Below are 22716 nucleotides of genomic sequence, written 5' to 3' on the forward strand. Positions count from 1 at the left end.
TTTCTCCCACCTAATTACAAATCTGATAAAGTTTTTGGATCTCTTGTTCCGTCCCCAAGTCTAATTTAGAGAGATTATTTATTAGTAATTCCCTTAATGATTGATTTTCTATAATTGATTCTATTTCTGAAGCTACCGAACATGGATTCATTTCCACGATCATTCCATCCACTTTATGTTTAATCTGATCTTTGGCTGTACTGAAATTAGTTACAACAATTGGTTTCTTTAGAATTTTAGCCTCATCTAGCGCAATAGACTTCCCTTCGAATCTAGACGTTTGAACATAGATATCTGCCTGTTTAATGAAAGGATAGGGATTTGCTTTTAACCCTAATAATATAAAATGATCGTATAAGTTAAGCTCACTTATTAAATTCGTTAACTTGGCTCGCTCCTCACCTTCTCCAATGACGTACCATTTTATATTATATCCATCCTCTACCAGCTTTTTACACGCTCTAATTGAAAGCTCATATCCTTTTTGATAATGCAACCTCCCAATGGATAAGATAGTCACTTCGTTTTCCTTTTTGTTGTATACTTTATCATTATATTGATCTGCCATCTTATTAATCATAGTAGGAGATACAATATTATAGATTACACTAATCTTCTCTTTTTCTGTCGGGAATCGATTTCGCAGAATTGCAGCGCATTCTTCCGAAACAGTAACGATATTATCTAGTTTTTCGAAATATTTTACATCTATATCAGGGTTCATGCCTAGATTATCGTAATCGATATGAACCCAACCAATTTTATTTTTGGCATCAACTTTTTCTACACAGAAATACGTAGAGGTTTTTTCTAGGAAACCTATAGCAGTATCATACTTTTTCTGAATTCCAGCTATTGATGCTGATAGATACTTCCAACTTTTCTGTTCTTTGATTGAGATACTGTTTTTAGTTCTGTTGTTAAGCCAGAACATGAATCTGTTAAAAACTAAATTTAATTTCCCTTTTAGAAGGAACTTTGTTACAGAAGATAATAAGGGTGAAGAAAAAATAGTGAGCATTTTAGGTAAAGGTAGAACGTTTACCTCTTTAGGTATAAAATCCATAAAAAGACCCTCATGGTTAAACAGAAATAAATCTACATTGTATAAAGTATAATCAATCTGTGATAACAGATTCACTAAACTTTTTTCCCCTCCACCCGCTGACAGACTTGGCATAATAAACAGGATGTTTTTTTTCATATTTCTCCTCACACCAATGCAAAAAGATTATTTAAATAGCTGACAGCTTTGTGTGACATTTTATTAATTTCAGGGATGGACTGTTCTAGTTTCTGACGAATTTCCTCTTCTTCTACTATTAATTTATTAAATTTTCCGATAAGAGTTTTACTCTCTGAAATTTCATCAATCCCCAATACAAGCTTTTCTTCCCCAAAAATATCCTTTGCAATTCCTTTTGATTTCACACTGTATCCCAATACCATGGTCGGGACTAAACTTGAGTATGCAGCAATGGTTGCATGGGTTCTTGCTCCTATAAAAAATCTCATTCTTGCAATATAACCTTTATATTGTGTTGCATTTAAATGGTCTGGTAACAATAAAACTCTTCCTGTATGTTTATATTCTTCATGAAAGGACTTGAGTATCTCATAATCATTATTACCATCATCAATGACATGGGGCGTAAGGGCAATGGTCAAATTAGTCGTTTCGAGGATGTGGTTTATTAAGCTCTTTACAGCTGCTTTTGATTTCTCGTTTCTTCTCCACACAAGTGGACTGAAGTTAATACCAACTGTGTTTCCTTCCTGCCAGCCTTCAGGTAAGGGGAGCTCTTCTTTCTCTAAAGTAAAAGCAGAGTCTGCACATAATTTAACGTTTGATAATCCTTTGCTTCTTAATACATTTAATGTAAGTGTTTCACGTGCCAGGATAAGATCAAATAATTTTAAATCCTCTAATTTCCTCTCTGAAAGATCTTCTTCTCCAATGGAGCATCCCCATAGCACAAGCTTCTTCCCTTGAGCTTTTACTCTCTTATTAATTTCATACCACCCTGGTTGTTCTCCGTAGCAATAGTTATCTCCACCAATAGAGAGACAAACATCTGCTTGATTAATATGTTTAATGATATTTTGATGTATTTTCCCTAACGCAAATGACTCATCGTTAAATAATTTTACTTTTACTGAAGATAAGAGCCAATCATATGAAAATTTATTTATGGAACAATCAGAACCATCATAAATAGCATCCAATTCCGATATGATTTCATCTGTTTTAGGTCTTCCTGAAACTAAATATACCTTAGCATCCTTTACATACTCTTTTATTAGTTTCGTGGAAGACCGGACGATTGCTTCACAACCTCTATTCTGACTCCCACCATGAAAAAACATAAGCACTTTCATTTTCTTTCTCCTCCTATTTGTTCCTAAATCTGCTATAAGCAGTAGCTAAATAAAGACCCAACGTTGATCTTTGATTTATTAATTTAACAAATAATTTTTCATATCTACTTAAGAATGGATAATCTTCACTGTAAAATAACGGTAAAGATTCTATAACTGATGGGTGCGAGAGCATCATTTTTATGTACAAATATCTTTTCTTAAAACTCACTTCTTTTGTGGGAGTATAATATAGATGAATAAATGACATTACATTCTTTATCAATTTTATTGCTTTAAAGGTCCGTACCTTTTGATAATCCAATTGAAGCTGTAATGAAGCTGGATACTTATATTGATAAACATCAATCGCTCTTTGAAAATAGTCCTTTTCTTGGATATTTCGTGTTGCACTTCCTTTTACCTCTCTATAGATGTATCCTGTGTAATTAATATACTTTACCTTGTTTGAGAAAGATAAAAAATACAAATTAAACAACCCATCCTCCCCCAGAGCTACTTGCTTCGGAAATTCCAAGTTGTTCTCTTTAATAACTAGATGTTTATATAATTTATTCCACACAGAATTACAATTGTCTTCTTTTAAAAAATAGGAAATTAGTTCTTTTATCATACCTTCTTCAAGAGTCTGATTCTTTGGGAAGGAATAAGTGGTAATAAATACTTTGCCATCACAATAGCTTTTACAATTCGAAATAATTAGATCATGACTATCTTCTATGGCTGCCTGATACAGTGTTTTAAAGTATTCTTCTCCCACGTAATCATCCGCATCAACAAAACCAATGTACTCACCTTTTGCCACCTTCATCCCATTATTTCTAGCTATACTGACACCCTGATTTTCTTGGTTAATAAGCTTGACTCTTTGATCTAATAGTTGATATTCTTCAATAATTTCCTTGCATTTATCTTTTGAACCGTCATTTACAAAAATGAACTCGCACTCATAAAGCGTTTGAGATAAAAGGGAGTCCAGGCACTGAGCTATATATTTCTCTGCATTAAAGACTGGTATAATGACACTGACTTTAATAATCAAGAATTAAATCCCCCCTTTTCTTATTGGGACGCTAACAGCATTCATGGGTTCTTCTTTCCTAATATCCCCCTCCAATAGTGAGTAAAGCTTTTTTAATTCAACGGAATTGCTAAAATCCTGTTTTCGAAGGTATGAACACAGCCCCTCTCTAAGTTGAGTATTTTTATATAGTTCTTCTATAGAATCAGCTAAACTTTCAGGGTTCATATCGCAAATGATCCCTTCCTTCCCTTCTTCAATTTGACTGCGAGAAGTGGGGTAATCTGTAAGTAAAATGGGTTTACCCAATATCTTAGCTTCCGTCACTGTAACCGCTTTTCCTTCATATCTGGACGGCTGAATAAATAAATCGCATTTATTCAAAAATGGATATGGATTGGTTTTTTTCCCTAACAGAACAAAAGATTCATTTAACCCATAATCGTTCACCATTTTTTTCAGTTCTTCCTCATACCCTCCATAACCAATGACATACCACTTAATTGTCGTTAAACCTTTCTCATGTACCAACTTCAAAGCTTTGATCGCTATATCAAACCCCTTCACATAAGAAAGTCTTCCTACCGAGAGTATCTTAAAAGTATCCAGATCATATCCCTCGATATCATGTCCAGATAATTGTTTAATAACTTCTGGGGAAGTGATATTCTCACATAATACTATTTTCCTGCGCAATGAAGGGTATTGAGTGAGGAAAGCTTTTGTCACATCCTCTGAAATAGATACGATATAGTCAAATTTTTTCCAAGCTTTGAAATCAACTGAATGATTAATTTCTAACTGACTATAGTCTGTATGAATCCAGGCTATTTTTTTCTCCGCCTTCACGCTTCTAAATATAATGTCATGAGGCCAGGAATAACTAATAACAGCCTCATACTCCTTTTTTATTTTAGGCATAATGAGACTGGAATACTTAAAAGACAATTGCATCTGAATGTATCCAGGTCCTTCCTTGAATTTTTTCAGCCTGGCTTCAACTGTTGCAAGTAGTTTACTGACCACCCTAATAATCGAAGTGGATATTTCACCTTCCTTTAGACATTGCTTAATTGGCCTTCTAAACACGGAGTAATTCGGAATTTCTGGTAATAGGTTTACTTCCTCGGGTATATCATTCAGTAGTTCCCCTGAATGATCAAAAACAAAAAGATCAACATTATACTTGCTATAATCAAAGCTGCTTAGCATATTAATTAAACTTTTTTCGATTCCTCCAATTCCCATGCTATAAACCGCAATTAAAATATTTTTTTTCATAATATCTCCCTCACTTTTTCTCCTGTTGTGAAGGGTTTAATAATTGGTTCTCGTTTATTAAGATATAATGAATTAGCCGGGACCTTCCCTTTGACAACACTCCCAGCTGCAATGACTGCGTTATCTCCTATAAAAGTATCTCTAACAATTACTACGTTAGAGCCAATCCACACATTTTCACCAATATACACATCTCCTTTGACCAAATGACCATTTGAATGATTTTTATAATTATGATCATGGTCGTTAATAGAAACATTGGGTCCGATTTTGGTGAATTTACCGATTGAGATATGTTTTACGCAATTGATAGTGCAATTATCATTTATAAAGACTTTATCTCCTATTGTAAGAAGACCATTGAAATCAATCCTTATACTGGCGTTCTTGCGGATAAAAGCAAATTTCCCAATATACAGTCTAGATGATTTGTTAAAGATTTCAATACTGCTATTGGACTGTAAAGAGAAGATTGTTGATTTAATATTTTTTGAATATATTACTTTAAACAAGAAACCTCTTAGTACCCCAATAAAGTGAGACATATTCATATATAAGGTAATAAATAACCCCCTATTATGAATATCATTCATGATTGTATTGATCGTTTTTGTGAGAATTTTAATCATTTCAATTCCCCTTCAATTAGTGCTTTTGTGACTAAACCTTCTTAATCTTGCTATATTATCTCCACCAATTAGTAATGCTATTTTGTTTTTTAAACTGCTTTTCACTCTAGCTTTTAACGGTAACCAGCTTTTATAAAAATGATGCATAGCATACGTATTTTCATTTTTTAAGGATCTACAATTGATGTAATCGTAGGGAGAAAAAAAGGATTGAGGATAAAATGCTCCTATACCTTTAATCTCTTGATAGTTCCCATCCCGTTTTAGTCCCATATCTATTAAAATATTTGTGACGGTAGCTACATTAGTCAACTCATCCAAACTTCCGTCACCTTTAATAAATGTCCTTGATTCATATGAATCTAAAAATGATTTGATTAAGCGGTTCTCTCTTGTTGCTCCAATTGTGCTGGTTGCAATAAAGTTTCCTTGCTCGAATCCCCAGAAAGATTCATGGTGTAATAGATCGTCGAAGGATTTAAAAACTTCTACATCTGTATCTAAATATATCCCCCCGTTATGGTACAGCGCATACACTCTTACATAATCACTGACAAATGCATATTTTCCATAATCAAAAGCTTGTTTTACATATGCATTTTGATCAATATTAAAATTGCTTTCATTCCATTCAATTATTTCGTAATCTTGTAAGTGTTTTCCCCAACTATCCAAACATCTTTTTACTATTTCAGGCTTTTCCTTTCCTCCAAACCAGCAATAATGAATCGTACTAGGTATGTTATTGCTCATCAGAGCATTCTCCTCCTCCCAACATATTATTTTTCCTCAACCTTATGATTCTGCCATTTTATAAATTCAATCACCGCTTTATACTGTTGTAATTGCTCTTTCTCAATCCCTGAATCCTTCAATTCATTAATAAAGTCCAGCCATTCGCTTTCAAGGAGTTCCCTGTTGTCTTCAGGTGCATTGAATTGAAGAATCGTCATTAATTCCACGTCCAATACAGTCGAGATTTTCTCTATGACTTGAATAGAGGGATTCTTATTTAAGTTCCTCTCTAAATTACTCAGATAGGATTTTGAAACATTTGCCCGATCTGCAAGTTCGGATAAAGTAAGCCCTCTGCGTTTTCGAATTGTACTTATATTTGAACCTATCATTCTCATTACCTCATATTTTTGACATCATATTATACCCTGCCTTGCGTACACACCCTCAATCGTATTCATTACACACTCAACAATTCTCCCTTGTTCTTCTTCCGTCATGCTTGACCCTGATGGAAGACAAACACCTCTGGAAAACAGTTGCTGAGCGACATCTTCATCTTCACTATGAGAGAAGAAAGATGCCTCCTTAAATAACGGCTGCAGATGGAGAGGTTTCCATACTGGACGTGCTTCTATATTTTCTTTTTCCATTGCTTCTATTAACTGAGATGATTTTATTCCTGTTTCTTTCTCATCAATGGTAAGGGTTGTAAGCCATCTGTTTGTCATACTGTTTTCTAATTCCGGCATAAATGAGATACCCGGGATATGGGATAGGGATTGCCGGTAACGTTCAAATATGAGCCTTCTGGCTTTTACCCTTTCATCGATTACTTCCAATTGGGCTCTCCCCACACCGGCTAAGATATTACTCAGTCTGTAATTGTGACCTACCTGGCTATGCTGATAATATGGGGCCGGGTCTCTTGCCTGGGTAGCGAGGAATCGTGCTTTCCGTAAGGATTCAACATCATTGGAAACCAGCATGCCCCCGCCGGATGTTGTGATAATTTTATTCCCGTTAAATGAGTAGACTCCATAATGACCAAATGTCCCGCTAGGTTTTCCCTTATAAGTGGATCCCAGTGACTCGGCTGCATCCTCTACAACTGGGACCTGATAATGTTCACAGAGAGTAAGAAGTTCATCCATTTTCGCACTTTGACCATATAAGTTCACAATGATGACGGCTTTTGGAAGCTTTCCTTGAAGAGCAGCATCTTGTAATGCCCGTTGAAGCGCCTGTGGGGACATATTCCAGGAATCGTAGTCCGAGTCTATAAAAACCGCTTCTGCCCCTTGATATAGTATGGGATTCGCACTCGCCACAAATGTCAGTGTTGAACAGAAAACGATATCTCCCCGGGTGACTCCCAATAAAGAAAGAGCCAAGTGGATGGCGGATGTTCCCGAATTAACGGCCACCGCTTCACTGGCTCCTACGTATGAGGCTAGTTCTTTTTCAAATGCGTCCACATTCGGACCTAATGGGGCAATCCAATTGGTCCTGAAGGCTTCCTTAATATATTCTTGTTCCCTTCCACTCATATGGGGAGGGGAAAGGTAGATTCTCGGCTTCTTCATCTAACAACCACCTTTTCTCTACATGATATCTTTCACTGCTCCAATGCTCCTATTGATGATCCTGGCTGGTGTCCCCACTGCCTTACTATGGGCAGGGACAGATCGAATGACTGTCGCCCCGGCTCCAATGATCGACCACTCCCCGATTTTTACACCAGGAATGATTGTAGCACCAGCCCCTATATGTACACCTTCATCGATTGTTACGTTTCCTGTTAATGTGGCATGAGGGGAAATATGTGAGTAATCCCATACTAAATTATCATGTTCAATAACAGCTCCGGTGTTGATGATACAGTGATCATGGATGTGGGCATCTGCATTGATCACTGCTTTTGGCATGACAACTGTTCCATATCCAACGGCTGCCGAGTTGCTTACTACTGCAGTAGGATCAATAACGGTTAAATACCGCTCACCAGGGAGCTTTAACTTACTTACCACCCGCTTTCTAACCATATTACTGCCAATCGCTACGACCACTTGGGTCTCTTGATCCAGTATTTTATGAATAGAAGACAATGGAGCATACACAATCCCGTCAATAATCTGCTCACGTTCATATTTGTCATCTAATATGGCATGAAGACTGTACCCCTGTCTTATCACCATCTCCTGAACGACTTTACTATGCCCGCCATTTCCGATTATTACGACCTTCATATCAGACCACTTCTTTCGACCCTTTGAACTTTTCCATCGTTACATGATTCTGACCGGTGATTCCCTCTTTTTTGATCACTTTGAAGAAGGTTCTGGCAAGGATTTTCATATCGAGAAGGAAACTTTGGTTCTTGACGTACCAAATATCCAATAAGAATTTTTCTTCCCATGAGATCGCATTCCTCCCGTTCACCTGAGCCCATCCGGTTATTCCAGGCTTCACGTGATGCCGAATGTATTGTTCTTCAGAATATAGTGGCAGATACTCCATTAACAATGGCCTGGGACCCACTAAACTCATGTCACCCTTCAGCACATTGACTAACTGGGGAAATTCATCAAGGCTATACTTTCTAAGAAACCTTCCAATAGGAGTCAATCTCAGTTCATCCGCTATATCATCACCATTTAACATCGTTCTTAATTTATATAGGATGAATGGTTTCCCGTATAACCCTGGCCGTTGCTGACAAAACACTATAGGTGATCCCATTTTATTCTTGATACATAACATGATCGGAACCATAATCGGGATAAGAATCAAAAGTAAAATCATTGAAACACTAATATCAATCATTCGTTTGATCATTTGAAATCACTTCCTTGATGATCTCATTTGTAGTACAGAGGGAGATGATGCTTTCTTTTATTTCATCTAGAAATTCACTTGTATTCACTTCTTCTGATTGAATACCCTTTTGATATATTATTTTTAAAAGCTCCTGAAGATCCTCGAGTGTTAGATTTTCAGTTAGATTCATATTTCTTCTCCTTACACTGAACATAAAAAAAAGCAGCTGCTATGAGTAGCACCTGTACCTAGTTCTTCACTAACATTTTGGATTGTTTCTCATAGCCAAACGGATTATGTTGTTGCCATCTCCAAGAATCCTTACACATCTCATCAATTCCTTTAACCGCTTCCCAGTTTAGTTTTTCTTTCGCTTTTGATGTATCAGCATAACAAACGGCTACATCTCCCGGCCGTTTTTCCACTACGGTATATGGAATGGTTTTCCCAGCTGCTTTTTCGTATGCTGATAAGACTTCAAGCACACTGTATCCTTTCCCGGTGCCTAAATTATATGCATCGATTCCTCTGGTAGTAAGCATTCTTTCCAGAGCTTTGACATGACCAAGGCCCAGGTCGACCACATGAATATAATCTCTTACTCCGGTGCCGTCTACTGTTGGGTAATCGTCACCATACACTTGAAGTTTTTCCAGTTTCCCAATCGCCACTTGAGAAATATATGGCATGAGGTTATTGGGGATTCCATTTGGATCTTCACCGATTCGACCGCTTTCATGAGCCCCTACAGGGTTGAAATAACGAAGCAGGGCAATGCTCCATTCACGGTCAGAATCATAAAGATCCTGCAATAACTCTTCAATCATCTGCTTTGTCCGACCATATGGATTTGTCGCCTTTAAAGGGCTCTCCTCTGTAATCGGTACCGTATCCGTCACACCGTATACAGTTGCTGATGAACTGAATACGAGTTTATTTACATGGAACTTTTTCATGACTTCACAGAGAGTGATGGTGCTGTTCATATTGTTTTCATAATATTTAAGGGGAAAATGAACTGACTCCCCAACCGCCTTGAAGCCAGCAAAATGAATCACCGCCTCAATCTCGTTATCTGTAAATACCTTTTCCAGACCTTCCCGGTTTTGTAAATCCAGGCAGTATGTTCGAAAGTACTTTCTCGTGATTTCAGAAACTCTTTTGAGTGCTTCAGGTTTACTGTTTGAAAAATTGTCTACTACGATAATGTCATGACCTGCATTTAGTAGTTCAATGCACGTGTGGCTTCCGATATAACCTGCTCCTCCGGTAATTAATATCGTCATAAATTCTCTCCTCTTCAAAAATTATTCAAACAACCTTTTTATTTGTCTCTACTACACTTTGATCAGTCGAAAACTTACTTCCTAGTCTGTTCTTTACTTTTATTCTCATTGGTTCTTCGTAAAAATGATACATAATTGATGACAAGATTATAGATAATAGTAGGCAAATAACTATCAACAAATTTTGGTTAATCTGCGGCTTCCATAAAAAGAAGATATATGAAAGAACTAAATTATGAATCATATAGAAGGAAAAGCTAATTTCTCCTAGATATATTAATACCTTATTAGAAAGTAGACGGGATAATAGCCCTTTCTGAAAAGCAAAAGCAATTATTAGTAAACCCATAAAAGGAATAAACACCATTCCATAACGTAAATTCTGAAGAACATTTGGTGAGAGTATTATAATTAGAATCAATAAACTTAAAGTGATGACTTCAATAGTTGTAAAAATGCCTCTAGGTACATTCATTTTTAAGTTCTTAGTTCGTAAAAATACAAACCCCAAGAATATACCAATTATGAACTCCAAACTTCTTGTTACTGGGAAGTAATAGGCAAACCATCTTGAGAAATTGTTAGTTGGAGGTAATAAGATTAATGTAGTAAGTAATAATAGACTAAAGCCAGCAATAACTACTCCAAGTACTAACTTTTTAGTCCTAAACTTGTAGCCACACATTATAACTAAAGGTAGAATCATATAAAAAAACATTTCGTTTGATAGACTCCAGGACACTCCATTGAATGAAATGTTACCGAACGGAATCCAACTGTGGATTAAAGTTATATTCGTAATGGCTTGGAACACATATAATATAGGTTCATGCTTTAATGGAATAAAAAAATAGTAAGGTACTGCTAAGAAAAAAGTTAACAAATGGATGGGGTATATTTTAGAAAATCTTGCTATATAAAACTTTCCAACCATTTTTTTGTCTAAGTGAATTAACTTATTACTGTAGTTATAGGTCAATATGAAACCTGAAAGTATAAAAAAAAAGCTAACGCCTATATATCCTGTTTGAAATTCCGACCAAATTCCCACATGAAATAAGTACACCATTAATGCAGCAATAAACCTAAAGGAGGTTAATGAATCTAGTCTAGTCAATTTTCCAGCAATAAAATTTTTCATTTAAATCAGTACCTCCTTTAGTCTAAAAGTTAATGTAATCGCTTTGATAAACTGTCCCAAATGATATTACGCACTCATAATAAAAATAAATCAGGTAAAACACTATAACTCCAAGGTATATGATCCTCTGATCCTTTTTCCCAAATAACTTGATTACCCAGGATATTAGTATGACTTGATAAAGCCCAAAATAAATATTGAACCTTGCAAATATCCAGTTCTGAGTTGAGATGATTAAGAAAATTGAACCTAATAGAGCTAGATTAACTATATAATCACCTTTAGGATATAATTCACTTAATCTCTCCCTCCCTATATAAGCTATTATTACCGGTATAGAGTGTACTATTACTCTAAGTATATTGGCTCCACCCTCTGTGAAATTGTCATATCCCCCGTACTGAGTATTATCAATTGCCTTAAATAACAACTCGGAAAATTGATTATATCCCACTACTATTAGGACTGATATTAACAACAAGACAAGAGTTGTTTTTGTCCACGCCTTTCTTCTTACTAAAAAATATATTGGAATTAGTACTAAAGCACTTTGATGAAAGGTAGATGCTAAAATAACTAAAGATATATACTTTAACCAGTTCCCATCAAAAATGTACTTTGTTGCTATGAAGATAATTGCAGCAGCTAAGAATTGTCTCATTCCGTTCATGGAAGTTAAATAAAGGCCCCCGGTAATATATACATATAGACTTAATTCAAGCATTCTAGAATATCTATATAACACTAATACAATAAAAAAATTCGTAAGTAATGCTGTAATAAATATTAGAATTTGGGGATCAGTAGATACATATTTTTTCAAGAGGAGTTGAAGTATATAGAAACCAAAGTCCCTTTGTCCAAACACTCCTTCCCAAGAAAACTGGGTTATTACATATGAATGCATATAAAAATAAGTATCTGCCATATTTATACGCAATCCAGATACTAACACCAAGGTTAATAAGGTTAACATGACCAAAAGCTTATTCGGTTTTATATTAAAGTAGACACCATTAGCAAATACAGCTGAATAACGTGCAAAAAAGGCGAAAATGAAAACCAATAAAAGATTCAACCATAACACAGTCATTAATAAAACCCTTTCCGCTCTGTTATCATCAACTCATGATCGTTTTTGTCTTACTAATAATATATATATATAATATAAATCCCAATGGAATTGCTAAAAATGTGAGTGACTTATGCGGGGTTTCTATTAGAAAGTTCCGATTTCTACTTAGTAAACTACTCGACACATAATGAATCGCCTGCCTAAATTTAAACGTAGTACTGGCGAATGGCAATTTCATCAGTTCCTTCCGGTAAAAAGCAAACCCTTTGGGATTCTTCCGATACTGATTCAACATATTGACTGAAGACCCGTCAGCTAAATATTCCACACGACAAATCACTTCATTCATCAGAAGCATTTTATATTCCTTATCAAGCATGAAATACTTATAGGCAAGGCCGACGTATTTTTCCTGATAGAAGATTGGATAAGGGTATTTCTTCGTTAACTCTGTGCGGTAGACTAATTTTTTGTCCCCTGTTACTCCGTATTTATTATATAAATCGAATAAGGTGGAAGAACCGACTGTGTCTGGTAACCTTGTGCCGATGACATCCCCATCATGGTAGGCATCCAACCCAATCATTCCACTTACTTTAGAGCTTCCATGATCATTCCAAAACGACAGGATCTTTTCAACAGCATCATCTGGCATATAATCATCAGAATCAATGCATACGTTCAGCTCTGTATGGATTAACTGATAGGCGGTATTGTGGGCTCCATGCATGCCCTGATTTTCCTGCCAGTGGTAGATAATGTGAACATGTTCCTCCTTGATCCATTTTGCCACAAGTTCATTTGTATGATCTGTTGACCCGTCATCAATGATCAGCCATGTGAGATTTTTATTGGTTTGCCTTTTTAGACTTTCATAACACTTACCAAGACAGTATGCTCGATTATAGGTTGGAGTGAAGACCGTTAATTGCTTCATCCCGTTCTCCCTCCCAGCATGATGTATGACTTCTCAGTATCTTCAGCTGTTTTACGAATGTCATATCCTTTAAGAGTAAGAGCCGCATGTGAGACATTTCTGGCTGTCTGTGTATGTTTCTCATTCACTATCTGTTCCACCCAAACACTCTTATTTGTAATAGGTAAGAAACGGACTAACTCATTTCCCATATCTACTTCATCTGTAATGGTTTCTGAAATATAACACGGTAACCCTGCACCTTGTGCTTCAATCAATGTAACCGGAAGACCCTCGTGAAAAGAGGGAAACATGAAAGTGTCGAATGCCTGTAGTAAATAAGGAATGTCTTCCCTTACGCCCAGAACCATGACCGCTTGTTGTAAATGCAGGCTTTTTATTTTGTCGTTGATCTTCCCTTTTAAAGGTCCGTCCCCCACCAGGACTAGCTTTGAATCGGGTATCTTTTTGTGAATCTCGGCAAAGGTTTCGAGTAAGAACATATGATTTTTTTGTTCACAAAACCTTCCAACATGACCTAAAACTAACGTTTCTTTATTCAGCTGAAGTTCAGCTCTAACCTGATTTCGAATATAGAAGGAAAATTGGAACTTATCGAACTCGATTCCGTTTTTTATAAGCTGTGCTTTATCTGCCTGATTTCCGAACAACCACTTAGAGGCAGCATTTGAACAAGCAAATAAGTGAGTCGCACTCCGTTTTATCTGCTGGCCGACTAACCATTTATAAACCTTTGCCCCTGCGCCTCCCTCACTCTGGGTATTATGACTATGAGCGATTCTCACAGGAACATCCGCTTTCCTGGCAGCTCTTAACACCAGCCCACTCATCTTATCCAGATGTGAGTGAACGATTTGATAATAGGAGTGTTCCTTAAAGAACATATCTAATTCCTCCACATACCCTGAGTGCCCCACTTCTGTCACGTAGGAAATTCTATGGATCTTTCCGCCCATCTCAAGAATTTCAGAATCGAAAACACCTTCTTTACATGTTAAAAAATCGAATTGAACCTTCGTTCGATCGATATTCCGGTACAGATTCATAATCAGTGTCTCCGCTCCGCCCCGGTTCATATTCACGACCACATGCAGAACTCTTAATGGACTGCCCATTTTTCCACCTCCTTCTCTTTCATATAAGATTGGTAGACTCGACTTTTTTCATTTACTATTCGTTGGACACTAAAGGTACTCTCAATCATGCCTCTTCCGGTCATTCCCATCTGCCTTCTGATGTCTTCTGACACAGCAAGGAGTTTAAGCTTATTCGAAAAGCCGTCAATATCTGTTGGGTATACAATCCAACCATTTTGATGGTCCTTCACCAACTCCCGGTGCCCCCGATTCAAACTTGCCACCACAGGCAACCCACAAGCCATCGCTTCCATAATATTTACCGGAAGTCCTTCACGCAGGCTTGATGCAACCGCCACATCACACATAGGGAGGATTTCAGGTATATCCTTTCGAAATCCCAGGAAACGGACCATATGTTCCACTTCCAACCTTTTTGCCAGCTCCTTGCATGTCTTCTGCAAGGTTCCTTCCCCTGCAAGCAACAGCTTTGCGTTTGGAACCTCTTCTTTGATGGAGGCTAACGCTTTAATCAGCATTTGTTGGTTTTTGTTCTGGTTGAATTCGGCAGCAAAAAATAGTAAAAAGTCATCTGGTTGATATCCAAATGACTTCTTTCTTTCTGCTCTATCCTTTTCAGAAATAGGTTGGAAGGTTTCGGTGTTCACCCCCACTCCTTGAACATGTTCAATGGAGGGAATATCGAATCGGTGTTTGGCCAAGTTATAGTCTTCTTTGTTAATCGTAATAAGACAGTCTGTATACCGTGACAGCATTTTTTCAATGGGATAATAAAGCATCCAGTTTTGAATGGGCGCACCCTCGCAAAAATGAAATCCATGTGCGGTATAGATGACCTTTGTACCATTCTTTCTTGCCCCTCGAGCTGCCAATCGAGCCAGCACTCCTCCCATAGGGGTGTGGCAATGAATCAGCCTATACTGATGGTGTTCAATGATATCTTTTAGATCTTGGTAGGCCTTTATGTTAGTCAGAGAAAACGGTGATCTCTGGATCGGAATCGTAAACTTCTTATCTACATAAGGAAGCTCGTTTTCACCACTTGCCGCTACATGAACTTCCCAGCCTTGTTCCTTGAACCATTTCATATAAGGTAAATGGAAAGCTTTAAAATGGTAGTCGACGGTTGCGCAAAACAGGATTGAATAAACCATTCCCATCACCTCATTCCACTTTCTTAGCTAGTTCCCTGTCCATGACGGTTGATAGGTAATCCAGCAACTCGGCTTTCAAATCGTCCCGCTGTAAAGCGAATTCAATCGTCGTTTGGATAAAGCCCATTTTCTCCCCCACATCATAACGGGTCCCTTCAAAGTCATAGGCGTATACCGCTTCGTGATGATTCAGTTCGGCAATGGCATCCGTCAGCTGGATCTCTCCTCCCGCTCCCGGTGGCTGATTTTCAAGCACATCGAAGATTCGCGGACTGAGGATATATCGACCCATGATCGCCAGATTCGAAGGGGCTTCTTCTCTAAGCGGTTTTTCCACAAGCCCGTTCACTCCATAGAATCGGTCACCGATTTGATTAGAATCAACAATTCCGTAACGGGATACTTCTTCATTATTTACGGTTTGAACTCCCAAAATGGAAGATTGGTACCGGTTGTATTGCTGGATCATTTGTTTAAGGCATGGGGTTTCAGCCCTTACGATGTCATCGCCAAGTAAGACGGCGAACGGTTCGTCTCCCACAAATTTGCGGGCGCACCAGATGGCATGCCCTAATCCTTTTGGTTCCTTTTGACGGATATAGTGGATATCTACAAGTTTTGAAGACTTTTGAACCTCTGATAATAGTTCGAACTTGCCTTTATCGAGAAGATTTTGTTCGAGTTCAAATGAATGATCGAAGTGATCCTCGATGGCTCTTTTTCCCTTTCCCGTGACGATGATGATATCTTCAATTCCCGACTCAATGGCTTCTTCGATTATGTATTGAATCGTTGGTTTATCCACAATCGGTAACATTTCCTTAGGCATGGCCTTTGTAGCTGGAAGAAACCTTGTTCCAAGTCCAGCAGCGGGGATGATTGCTTTTCTAACCTTCATTGATTCTCACTCCTATTAGCTTGATATCGACATGACTGGCTTCGGTTCAATGATTTCCTTTGTATTGGCTAGCGAAACTAATTTTTCCCTTAGCGCAACTCGATCCATATCATTAAAGGTTTCGATGATTTCATCGATTTCTTCTAAATAAAGATGTGCGGTTTTCCCTATATAGATGTTCGGATAAATTTGCTGTTCGTGGATTTCTTCATCCTTCAGAAGTTCTTCGTATAGCTTCTCCCCTGGTCTCATCCCTGTAAACTTCAGTCCGACTTCCTCGATGGAATGACCTGAGAGCTTGATCAGATTCTTTGCCAAATCAACTATTTTCACCGGTTCACCCATGTCCAATACGAAGATTTCCCCTCCTTGAGCCAGGGCCCCCGCTTGAATGACAAGTCTTGATGCTTCCGGAATGGTCATGAAGTACCTGACCATATCGGGATGGGTGACCGTAACGGGTCCCCCTTTTTCGATCTGTTTCTTAAATAAAGGAATGACGCTACCCCTGCTGCCTAATACGTTTCCAAATCGGACGGCCACAAAACGCGTTGAGCTCGTTTGATCCATGCTCTGAATGACCATTTCAGACAGCCGTTTCGTCGCGCCCATGACGCTCGTCGGATTAACCGCCTTGTCGGAGGAGATCATGACAAAGGTTTTGACTCCGCTCCAGCTTGCCGCTTTCGCAATATTTGTTGTACCGATAAGATTGTTCTTTACTGCTTCTTCCGGATTTCTCTCCATGAGAGGCACATGCTTATGGGCAGCTGCATGATAGACTACATCCGGAGTGTATTCATTCATCACTTGAATCATCTTCTTTTCATCCTGTAAATCAGCAATGACAGGGATGAACTCAATTCTCTTTCCTGCAAATGATTCTTTCAGCTCCATCTCAATGGAATAAATGCTGTTTTCTCCATGCCCGAGGAGGATCAATTGCTTCGGATTGAATTGAGAAATCTGGCGGGAGATTTCAGAACCTATAGAGCCCCCTGCACCTGATACAAGTACCACTTTGTTTGTGACATATTCAGAGATGCTGGACATATCGATTTCCACTGTATCCCTGCCCAATAAGTCCTCAACCTGTACATCACGGAATTGATTGACGGAAATTTTCCCAGTGATCAAATCCTCCAGCATCGGAAGGGTTTGCGTCTTCGCCTTGGTTTTCAAGCATTCCTGGAAGATGGTATTCAGCTCTTGTTTGCTGAGGGAAGGAATGGCAATAATGATGTGCTCAATGTCATATTGAGCTACTGCTTTTTCAATTCGATCCACGCCGCCGACGACGGGTATGCCTAATATGTCCAGTTTCTGCTTTCTGATATTGTCATCAATGAATGCAACCGGGACAAGATCCCCTTCGTTCTTTAGAAGCTGTCTCGCTACCATTGTTCCGGCAGCTCCGGCACCCACCACCAATGTCCGTTTTCGATTATCCACCATGGAGATAAAGGTGTCTCGATAGACTCTCCATACAAACCTTGAACCTCCAATGAGCATCAAGTGAAGCATCCAGGTAACAGCAAGAAGTCTAAATTGAATTTCCTGCAGTGCTACTTGTTGAACCATCGCTCCTGATAGCACCGAGTAACTCACTACTTTAAAAATGATTAATAATTCCCCTATGCTTGCATATTCCCATGCTTTCTTATAAAGTTTGTGCTTCATTGAAAAGATTTGGTGACTGATGAGCATTGTAATAGAGCTGATGACAACAGGAAGGGTTATGACTTGGATGGTGGAGCCGGTCAGCATTTTGCTGACGAAGACAGCGGTCAGGACAATGAGTGAATCAACTAGAATGAATAGAGATAATCTCTGCCTGTAGGTCATGCTATACCTCCTTTCCTTCATCAAGTACTTTCAATCTTTTATAAATAGCGTAGTCTAATAACTTTCTTATTTCTTTCAGCTGTTCTTTCGAGGCATCCTGCTTTATATACCTGATCGCTTTCTTAATGGATTTAGGCTGTTCATCTAATAGAATCATATCTTCATACCATCTCCTTTTATTCATTAATGTCTTTATGTACGCTATCTTCAAAAAAAGATTCCCTACATAAAAACATTAAAATGGTGGGCATCTAACCCATCCTCACACCACACCACCGACGACTTAGCGTCTAAGGTTTATTCAACCCACAGCATGACCGAGTGCCTCCATGGATAACGGAAAGGAGACATCACCGATAAAACATTTAAGTTTAACGCACAATTAATTCTTAATAACGAACATTGCAATTAAAAAAATTTTATCCTTCATTTAAAATGGCTCCAACAATCTTGGCATGGGCCAGTTCCAGCACTTTTTTCGTTTCAATCGCCAGTTCGATCTCTGTCTTCCCTTTATTCAGTACCAAGACAACTCCATCGCATTGATTGGCTATGACTCTCGTTTCAGTGGACTTTATCGCAGAAGGAGCATCAATCAGCACAACATCATATAACTCAGCCAGCTTCTTAAGAAGTTCCTTCATTCCCCTCGTTTCTAATAATTCAGCCGGGTTAAAAGAATGGGAACCGCTTGTCAATACTTCCAGTCGACTGACCTCCGTTTGATAGAGTGCATCTTCTAACGACGTATGACCGGTTAATACATTGGTCAGTCCCTTCTCATTCGGAATTTTAAAGATCGAATGAATGATCGGCTCCCTCAGGTTGGCATCGATGACGAGTATCTTCTCTTTCTGCTGCGCCATGGAAACGGCTAGGTTCGCGACCATGGTTGATTTCCCTTCCCCAGCCTTGGGAGATGTAACGAGAAAGATTTTGTTCTCACTTTTATTGATGAATTTCATATTCGTCCTTATTTCGCGAAACTGTTCAGAAATAATCGATTCTGGATGGGAATACGTGACAAGATGCCTTCGTTTCATCTTACTTAATTGTTTCTTCCTATTTAATGCCAACTGTGTCACCCCTTAACTCCATTTCAGGTTGAGATTTCCGCTTTATGACAAATTTCTTTTTATTCATGTTAGACACCTTGCCAAGCACGGTAATATCCAAGTACTCTTCGATATCCTTATTCGTTTTAATCGTCTGATCCAGTGAATCCAATAGGAATACCAATCCAATAGCTGTTATCATTCCTAAGACAAAAGCGATGATCGTAATCCGATTCCCTGAGGGATTGATCGGATATGGATTTTCTTTTGCTTCTGATAATAATTGAACCTCTTTGAAATCTAATATTGTAGCGATTTCACTCTTGAAAAGTTTAGCTGTGGAATTTACAATCGCCATGGCTACTTTAGGGTCGGCATCAACGGCAGAAATTTTGATGACTTGTGAATCATCAATTTGAGCTACCGTAATTTGATTGGCGATTCCTTCCGGTGATCGTGAAAGATTCAATTCATCCCTGACCTTCTCCATAATGATTGGATCCTTAATCATAACCATTAATGTGCTCATATTTCCGCTGTCTGAGCCGATGATCACCCGTCTGGAAGATTCATATAGATTCGTTTGTGTATAGTAGTTGTATACATACCCGGCAACCGTGGTGATGAATGTGATAAGAATAATAAGCCATAACCGTTTTTTTATGACTTCATAATACTCTCTTAAATTTATTTCTCTCGCGACATTGTTCACCATATAGTTTGATTGTTTTGAACTTCCCATGGAAACCACCTTTATTGAAGTTTTTTTAGAAACAATATGAGAGAATACCTAATTCATTATAACGAACAACCAGAACAAAAAAAGAATCCTTGCTGGAAAATCGATTTGAAAATTTATGATTCGAGCTAATTCCCCTTTTATTTTTCTTCCAATCTATTCCTCTTTCATTTTAGTTCTGTATAAAGAACATGTCAACTACTATTTTCAGAAAAATTCAAATTCCTTAGGTATCAAGTAGCAGTTCAAAGTACAGCTAACTGTATTTATATGTTACTTTAGATACAACTAGTACCAGATTTACCTTTAAGAATAGGAAAAAAACCGATCAGCCCAAACGGACCAACCGGTTTTTTCTATTCAATCCTTACTCAACCGTAACAGATTTCGCCAGGTTACGCGGCTTATCCACATCGCAGTCGCGGTGCAGGGCAGCATAGTAAGAGATTAATTGTAATGGGATGACAGAGATAAGAGGTGTTAACAATGGGTTAACCTCCGGGATGACGAAGCGATCTTCTTCGTCTTCTAAGCCTTTCATGGAAATGATACAAGGGTTTGCTCCACGAGCCACTACCTCTTTCACATTCCCTCTGATGCCTAGGTTTACTTCTTCCTGTGTTGCAAGGGCAACGATCGGTGTTCCTTCTTCGATTAGGGCGATTGTACCGTGCTTAAGCTCTCCTCCGGCAAATCCTTCTGCCTGGATGTAAGAGATTTCTTTCAGCTTCAATGCACCTTCAAGACCTACATAGAAGTCGAGTGAACGGCCTATGAAGAAACAATTGCGAGTAGTTGCAAGATATTCGCGTGCGATATCTTCAAACTCTTCTTTCGTATCGCAAAGTGCTTCCATGGCAGTAGCCACGATACCCAGTTCCTGAACAAGGTCAAAGTCTTGGTTGTTTCCGCAAGCTTGCCCGGCAACGTGTGCAAGGATCGCAAGCACTGCAAGCTGAGCTGTGTACGCTTTCGTTGAAGCAACCGCAATCTCAGGTCCTGCATGAAGAAGTAATGTGTAATCCGCTTCACGTGACAGGGTAGAACCCGCTACGTTTGTGATCGTCAATGATTTATGTCCAAGCTCTTTGATCTGGACAAGTACGGCACGACTGTCTGCCGTTTCTCCACTTTGTGAGATGAATACGAACAATGGTTTCTTAGAAAGTAGAGGCATGTTGTAGCTGAATTCGCTTGCTACATGAACTTCTACAGGGATCCCTGCGCTCTTCTCGATGAATTGCTTTCCAACAAGGCCAGCGTGGTAGCTCGTTCCACATGCAATGATGTAGACACGATCCGCTTCTTTCATCGCGCCGACGATCGGCTCATCGATGTGAAGCTCGTTGTTCTCGTTTTGGTATGCCTGGATGATTTTACGCATCACTAATGGCTGCTCGTCGATTTCTTTCAGCATGTAGTGAGGGTATGTTCCTTTTTCGATATCACTGGCATCGATTTCAGCCGTGTAAGGAGCACGTTCCATTACTTCACCGATCAGATTTTGAATTTCGACCTTTTCCTTCGTTACGATGACCATTTCTTTATCCATAAGCTCAACATATTGATCCGTTACTTGAATCATCGCCATAGCATCACTTGCTACAACGTTGAAGTCTTCTCCAAGACCGACAAGAAGTGGACTTTTGTTTTTCGCTACATAGATGGTTTCATCGTTCTCAGAATCTAAAAGGGCGATCGCATAAGAGCCTTTAAGAAGCATAAGCGTTTGACGGAACGCTTCCTCAACTGTGTTTCCTTCTCCCACGATCTTTTCAATCAGCTGAACGATGACTTCTGTATCCGTATCACTCTTGAACGTTACGTCTGTCAGGTATTCGCGCTTCAGTTGAGAGTAGTTTTCGATTACTCCGTTATGAACGATCGTGAAACGGCCTGAGTTACTTTGATGAGGGTGAGCATTCACCTGGCTTGGTACACCGTGGGTAGCCCAGCGAGTGTGACCGATTCCAGTGTTGCTTGATACACTGTCATCCACGATTCCGCGAAGATCGGCAATACGGCCTTTTTCTTTGAAGACATGAATCCCTTCATCGTTTTGAACGGCGATGCCTGCAGAGTCATATCCGCGGTACTCAAGCTTCTCAAGACCTTTTAAAAGAATTTCCTTTGTATCTGAACTTCCAATATATCCAACAATTCCACACATAATTAATATATCCTCCCTGAACATGCAAGGGGGCAAGAACTCTTTTGGGGACAACTTGCCCCCTTATCTCTGTTTGTCATTAGTTTTTTAGGTCACTTTTTTCTTCCCTTTGTGCATTAAGTTGCCTTAACGTTTTAAGGACGAAACTTTCGGTCCGGTGACATATGCGAACCGGGAGGCATCCGCCGAATACTCGATAAACCTCCACCTCGTCAACTAAACGATCCTTTACGTATCCATCGCTTAGTCCTGGCGCTTTATAGGATTATTCCTTACAATCCACCTTTCCTTCTTGAATCATATTCCCATTTTATTTGAAAAACGAAAACAAAATCATCATACACCAGCAGGTTTCCCTTCGTCAATATAAATCTGACGACATCAAGAAGTTGTTATCCCTTTGTCATGTTCCCGACACAGTATAGTGATAAACCCTTTCAAAAGGACTCTACTA

23 protein-coding genes are annotated in these 22716 nt (G+C 38.7%); all 23 read right to left on the reverse strand.

The annotated features are described in order from the left end of the window. Window positions 1-10: 10 nt before the first annotated feature. Window positions 11-1204 carry a glycosyltransferase gene (locus N5C46_RS13555; RefSeq protein WP_261749075.1) on the reverse strand — a complete coding sequence of 398 codons (1194 nt, stop codon included), beginning with the start codon at window positions 1202-1204 and terminating at the stop codon, window positions 11-13. An 8-nt stretch (window positions 1205-1212) separates the two neighbouring features. After that, window positions 1213-2379 carry a polysaccharide pyruvyl transferase family protein gene (locus tag N5C46_RS13560; protein ID WP_261749076.1) on the reverse strand — a complete coding sequence of 389 codons (1167 nt, stop codon included), beginning with the start codon at window positions 2377-2379 and terminating at the stop codon, window positions 1213-1215. 13 nt (window positions 2380-2392) lie between these two features. Beyond that, complete coding sequence (locus N5C46_RS13565; RefSeq protein ID WP_261749077.1) at window positions 2393-3421, reverse strand: glycosyltransferase family 2 protein; 1029 nt, start codon at window positions 3419-3421, stop codon at window positions 2393-2395. 3 nt (window positions 3422-3424) lie between these two features. Then, entirely contained in the window at window positions 3425-4681 is a 1257-nt protein-coding gene (locus N5C46_RS13570) for a glycosyltransferase (protein WP_261749078.1), read from the reverse strand. Further along, entirely contained in the window at window positions 4678-5310 is a 633-nt protein-coding gene (locus tag N5C46_RS13575) for an acyltransferase (RefSeq protein ID WP_261749079.1), read from the reverse strand. Before N5C46_RS13575 ends, N5C46_RS13570 begins: the two co-directional genes overlap by 4 nt. 12 nt (window positions 5311-5322) lie before the next feature. Beyond that, window positions 5323-6063: a glycosyltransferase family 32 protein gene (locus N5C46_RS13580; protein WP_261749080.1), complete on the reverse strand. Its 741-nt coding sequence runs from the start codon at window positions 6061-6063 to the stop codon at window positions 5323-5325. Between the two features lie 26 nt (window positions 6064-6089). Continuing rightward, window positions 6090-6437, reverse strand: a complete 348-nt coding sequence (locus tag N5C46_RS13585; protein WP_261749081.1) for a helix-turn-helix domain-containing protein — start codon at window positions 6435-6437, stop codon at window positions 6090-6092. A 24-nt stretch (window positions 6438-6461) separates the two neighbouring features. Next, window positions 6462-7631, reverse strand: a complete 1170-nt coding sequence (locus N5C46_RS13590; protein WP_261749082.1) for an aminotransferase class I/II-fold pyridoxal phosphate-dependent enzyme — start codon at window positions 7629-7631, stop codon at window positions 6462-6464. Window positions 7632-7649: 18 nt separating this feature from the next. Next, window positions 7650-8294: an acetyltransferase gene (locus N5C46_RS13595; RefSeq protein ID WP_261749083.1), complete on the reverse strand. Its 645-nt coding sequence runs from the start codon at window positions 8292-8294 to the stop codon at window positions 7650-7652. Window position 8295: 1 nt separating this feature from the next. Then, window positions 8296-8880 (reverse strand): sugar transferase, encoded by a 585-nt coding sequence (locus N5C46_RS13600; protein ID WP_272501237.1) that lies wholly within the window; start codon window positions 8878-8880, stop codon window positions 8296-8298. Beyond that, the gene (locus N5C46_RS13605; protein ID WP_261749085.1) at window positions 8864-9055 is read right to left on the reverse strand and encodes a YwzD family small protein; all 192 of its coding nucleotides are present in this window, start codon (window positions 9053-9055) and stop codon (window positions 8864-8866) included. Before N5C46_RS13605 ends, N5C46_RS13600 begins: the two co-directional genes overlap by 17 nt. A gap of 58 nt (window positions 9056-9113) precedes the next feature. Then, window positions 9114-10151, reverse strand: a complete 1038-nt coding sequence (gene galE, locus N5C46_RS13610; RefSeq protein ID WP_261749086.1) for a UDP-glucose 4-epimerase GalE — start codon at window positions 10149-10151, stop codon at window positions 9114-9116. Window positions 10152-10176: 25 nt separating this feature from the next. Continuing rightward, the gene (locus N5C46_RS13615; RefSeq protein WP_261749087.1) at window positions 10177-11292 is read right to left on the reverse strand and encodes an acyltransferase family protein; all 1116 of its coding nucleotides are present in this window, start codon (window positions 11290-11292) and stop codon (window positions 10177-10179) included. Between the two features lie 22 nt (window positions 11293-11314). After that, window positions 11315-12385 carry an EpsG family protein gene (locus N5C46_RS13620; protein WP_261749088.1) on the reverse strand — a complete coding sequence of 357 codons (1071 nt, stop codon included), beginning with the start codon at window positions 12383-12385 and terminating at the stop codon, window positions 11315-11317. 28 nt (window positions 12386-12413) lie between these two features. Then, window positions 12414-13304: a glycosyltransferase family 2 protein gene (locus N5C46_RS13625; RefSeq protein WP_261749089.1), complete on the reverse strand. Its 891-nt coding sequence runs from the start codon at window positions 13302-13304 to the stop codon at window positions 12414-12416. Beyond that, window positions 13301-14419 carry a glycosyltransferase family 1 protein gene (locus N5C46_RS13630; RefSeq protein ID WP_261749090.1) on the reverse strand — a complete coding sequence of 373 codons (1119 nt, stop codon included), beginning with the start codon at window positions 14417-14419 and terminating at the stop codon, window positions 13301-13303. Before N5C46_RS13630 ends, N5C46_RS13625 begins: the two co-directional genes overlap by 4 nt. Next, the gene (locus N5C46_RS13635) at window positions 14404-15555 is read right to left on the reverse strand and encodes a glycosyltransferase family 4 protein (protein WP_261749091.1); all 1152 of its coding nucleotides are present in this window, start codon (window positions 15553-15555) and stop codon (window positions 14404-14406) included. The genes N5C46_RS13630 and N5C46_RS13635 overlap by 16 nt, the downstream gene beginning before the upstream one ends. Window positions 15556-15565: 10 nt before the next feature. Continuing rightward, complete coding sequence (galU, locus tag N5C46_RS13640) at window positions 15566-16453, reverse strand: UTP--glucose-1-phosphate uridylyltransferase GalU (protein WP_261749092.1); 888 nt, start codon at window positions 16451-16453, stop codon at window positions 15566-15568. Window positions 16454-16468: 15 nt separating this feature from the next. Next, window positions 16469-18298, reverse strand: coding sequence for a polysaccharide biosynthesis protein (locus tag N5C46_RS13645; RefSeq protein WP_261749093.1), 1830 nt, complete (start codon window positions 18296-18298; stop codon window positions 16469-16471). A gap of 1 nt (window position 18299) precedes the next feature. Continuing rightward, window positions 18300-18455: a hypothetical protein gene (locus N5C46_RS13650; RefSeq protein WP_261749094.1), complete on the reverse strand. Its 156-nt coding sequence runs from the start codon at window positions 18453-18455 to the stop codon at window positions 18300-18302. A 262-nt stretch (window positions 18456-18717) separates the two neighbouring features. Then, the gene (locus tag N5C46_RS13655) at window positions 18718-19374 is read right to left on the reverse strand and encodes a CpsD/CapB family tyrosine-protein kinase (RefSeq protein ID WP_261749095.1); all 657 of its coding nucleotides are present in this window, start codon (window positions 19372-19374) and stop codon (window positions 18718-18720) included. Next, on the reverse strand, window positions 19361-20095 hold the full coding sequence (locus N5C46_RS13660; protein WP_252189264.1) for a YveK family protein: 735 nt from the start codon (window positions 20093-20095) through the stop codon (window positions 19361-19363). Before N5C46_RS13660 ends, N5C46_RS13655 begins: the two co-directional genes overlap by 14 nt. Window positions 20096-20459: 364 nt before the next feature. Next, on the reverse strand, window positions 20460-22262 hold the full coding sequence (gene glmS, locus N5C46_RS13665) for a glutamine--fructose-6-phosphate transaminase (isomerizing) (RefSeq protein ID WP_261749096.1): 1803 nt from the start codon (window positions 22260-22262) through the stop codon (window positions 20460-20462). Between the last annotated feature and the right edge of the window lie 454 nt (window positions 22263-22716).

Origin of the sequence: Rossellomorea vietnamensis, from assembly GCF_025398035.1 — a bacterium.
Classification (GTDB): domain Bacteria; phylum Bacillota; class Bacilli; order Bacillales; family Bacillaceae_B; genus Rossellomorea; species Rossellomorea vietnamensis_B.

Excerpts from the sequence above, each read along its gene's own strand:
- N5C46_RS13555 (WP_261749075.1), bottom strand. The coding sequence starts at position 1,204 with ATGAAAAAAAACATCCTGTTTATTATGCCAAGTCTGTCAGCGGGTGGA.
- N5C46_RS13560 (WP_261749076.1), bottom strand. The coding sequence starts at position 2,379 with ATGAAAGTGCTTATGTTTTTTCATGGTGGGAGTCAGAATAGAGGTTGT.
- N5C46_RS13570 (WP_261749078.1), bottom strand. The coding sequence starts at position 4,681 with ATGAAAAAAAATATTTTAATTGCGGTTTATAGCATGGGAATTGGAGGA.
- N5C46_RS13575 (WP_261749079.1), bottom strand. The coding sequence starts at position 5,310 with ATGATTAAAATTCTCACAAAAACGATCAATACAATCATGAATGATATT.
- N5C46_RS13580 (WP_261749080.1), bottom strand. The coding sequence starts at position 6,063 with ATGAGCAATAACATACCTAGTACGATTCATTATTGCTGGTTTGGAGGA.
- N5C46_RS13585 (WP_261749081.1), bottom strand. The coding sequence starts at position 6,437 with ATGATAGGTTCAAATATAAGTACAATTCGAAAACGCAGAGGGCTTACT.
- N5C46_RS13590 (WP_261749082.1), bottom strand. The coding sequence starts at position 7,631 with ATGAAGAAGCCGAGAATCTACCTTTCCCCTCCCCATATGAGTGGAAGG.
- N5C46_RS13595 (WP_261749083.1), bottom strand. The coding sequence starts at position 8,294 with ATGAAGGTCGTAATAATCGGAAATGGCGGGCATAGTAAAGTCGTTCAG.
- N5C46_RS13605 (WP_261749085.1), bottom strand. The coding sequence starts at position 9,055 with ATGAATCTAACTGAAAATCTAACACTCGAGGATCTTCAGGAGCTTTTA.
- galE (WP_261749086.1), bottom strand. The coding sequence starts at position 10,151 with ATGACGATATTAATTACCGGAGGAGCAGGTTATATCGGAAGCCACACG.
- N5C46_RS13615 (WP_261749087.1), bottom strand. The coding sequence starts at position 11,292 with ATGAAAAATTTTATTGCTGGAAAATTGACTAGACTAGATTCATTAACC.
- N5C46_RS13620 (WP_261749088.1), bottom strand. The coding sequence starts at position 12,385 with ATGACTGTGTTATGGTTGAATCTTTTATTGGTTTTCATTTTCGCCTTT.
- N5C46_RS13625 (WP_261749089.1), bottom strand. The coding sequence starts at position 13,304 with ATGAAGCAATTAACGGTCTTCACTCCAACCTATAATCGAGCATACTGT.
- N5C46_RS13630 (WP_261749090.1), bottom strand. The coding sequence starts at position 14,419 with ATGGGCAGTCCATTAAGAGTTCTGCATGTGGTCGTGAATATGAACCGG.
- N5C46_RS13635 (WP_261749091.1), bottom strand. The coding sequence starts at position 15,555 with ATGGTTTATTCAATCCTGTTTTGCGCAACCGTCGACTACCATTTTAAA.
- galU (WP_261749092.1), bottom strand. The coding sequence starts at position 16,453 with ATGAAGGTTAGAAAAGCAATCATCCCCGCTGCTGGACTTGGAACAAGG.
- N5C46_RS13645 (WP_261749093.1), bottom strand. The coding sequence starts at position 18,298 with ATGACCTACAGGCAGAGATTATCTCTATTCATTCTAGTTGATTCACTC.
- N5C46_RS13650 (WP_261749094.1), bottom strand. The coding sequence starts at position 18,455 with ATGATTCTATTAGATGAACAGCCTAAATCCATTAAGAAAGCGATCAGG.
- N5C46_RS13660 (WP_252189264.1), bottom strand. The coding sequence starts at position 20,095 with ATGGGAAGTTCAAAACAATCAAACTATATGGTGAACAATGTCGCGAGA.
- glmS (WP_261749096.1), bottom strand. The coding sequence starts at position 22,262 with ATGTGTGGAATTGTTGGATATATTGGAAGTTCAGATACAAAGGAAATT.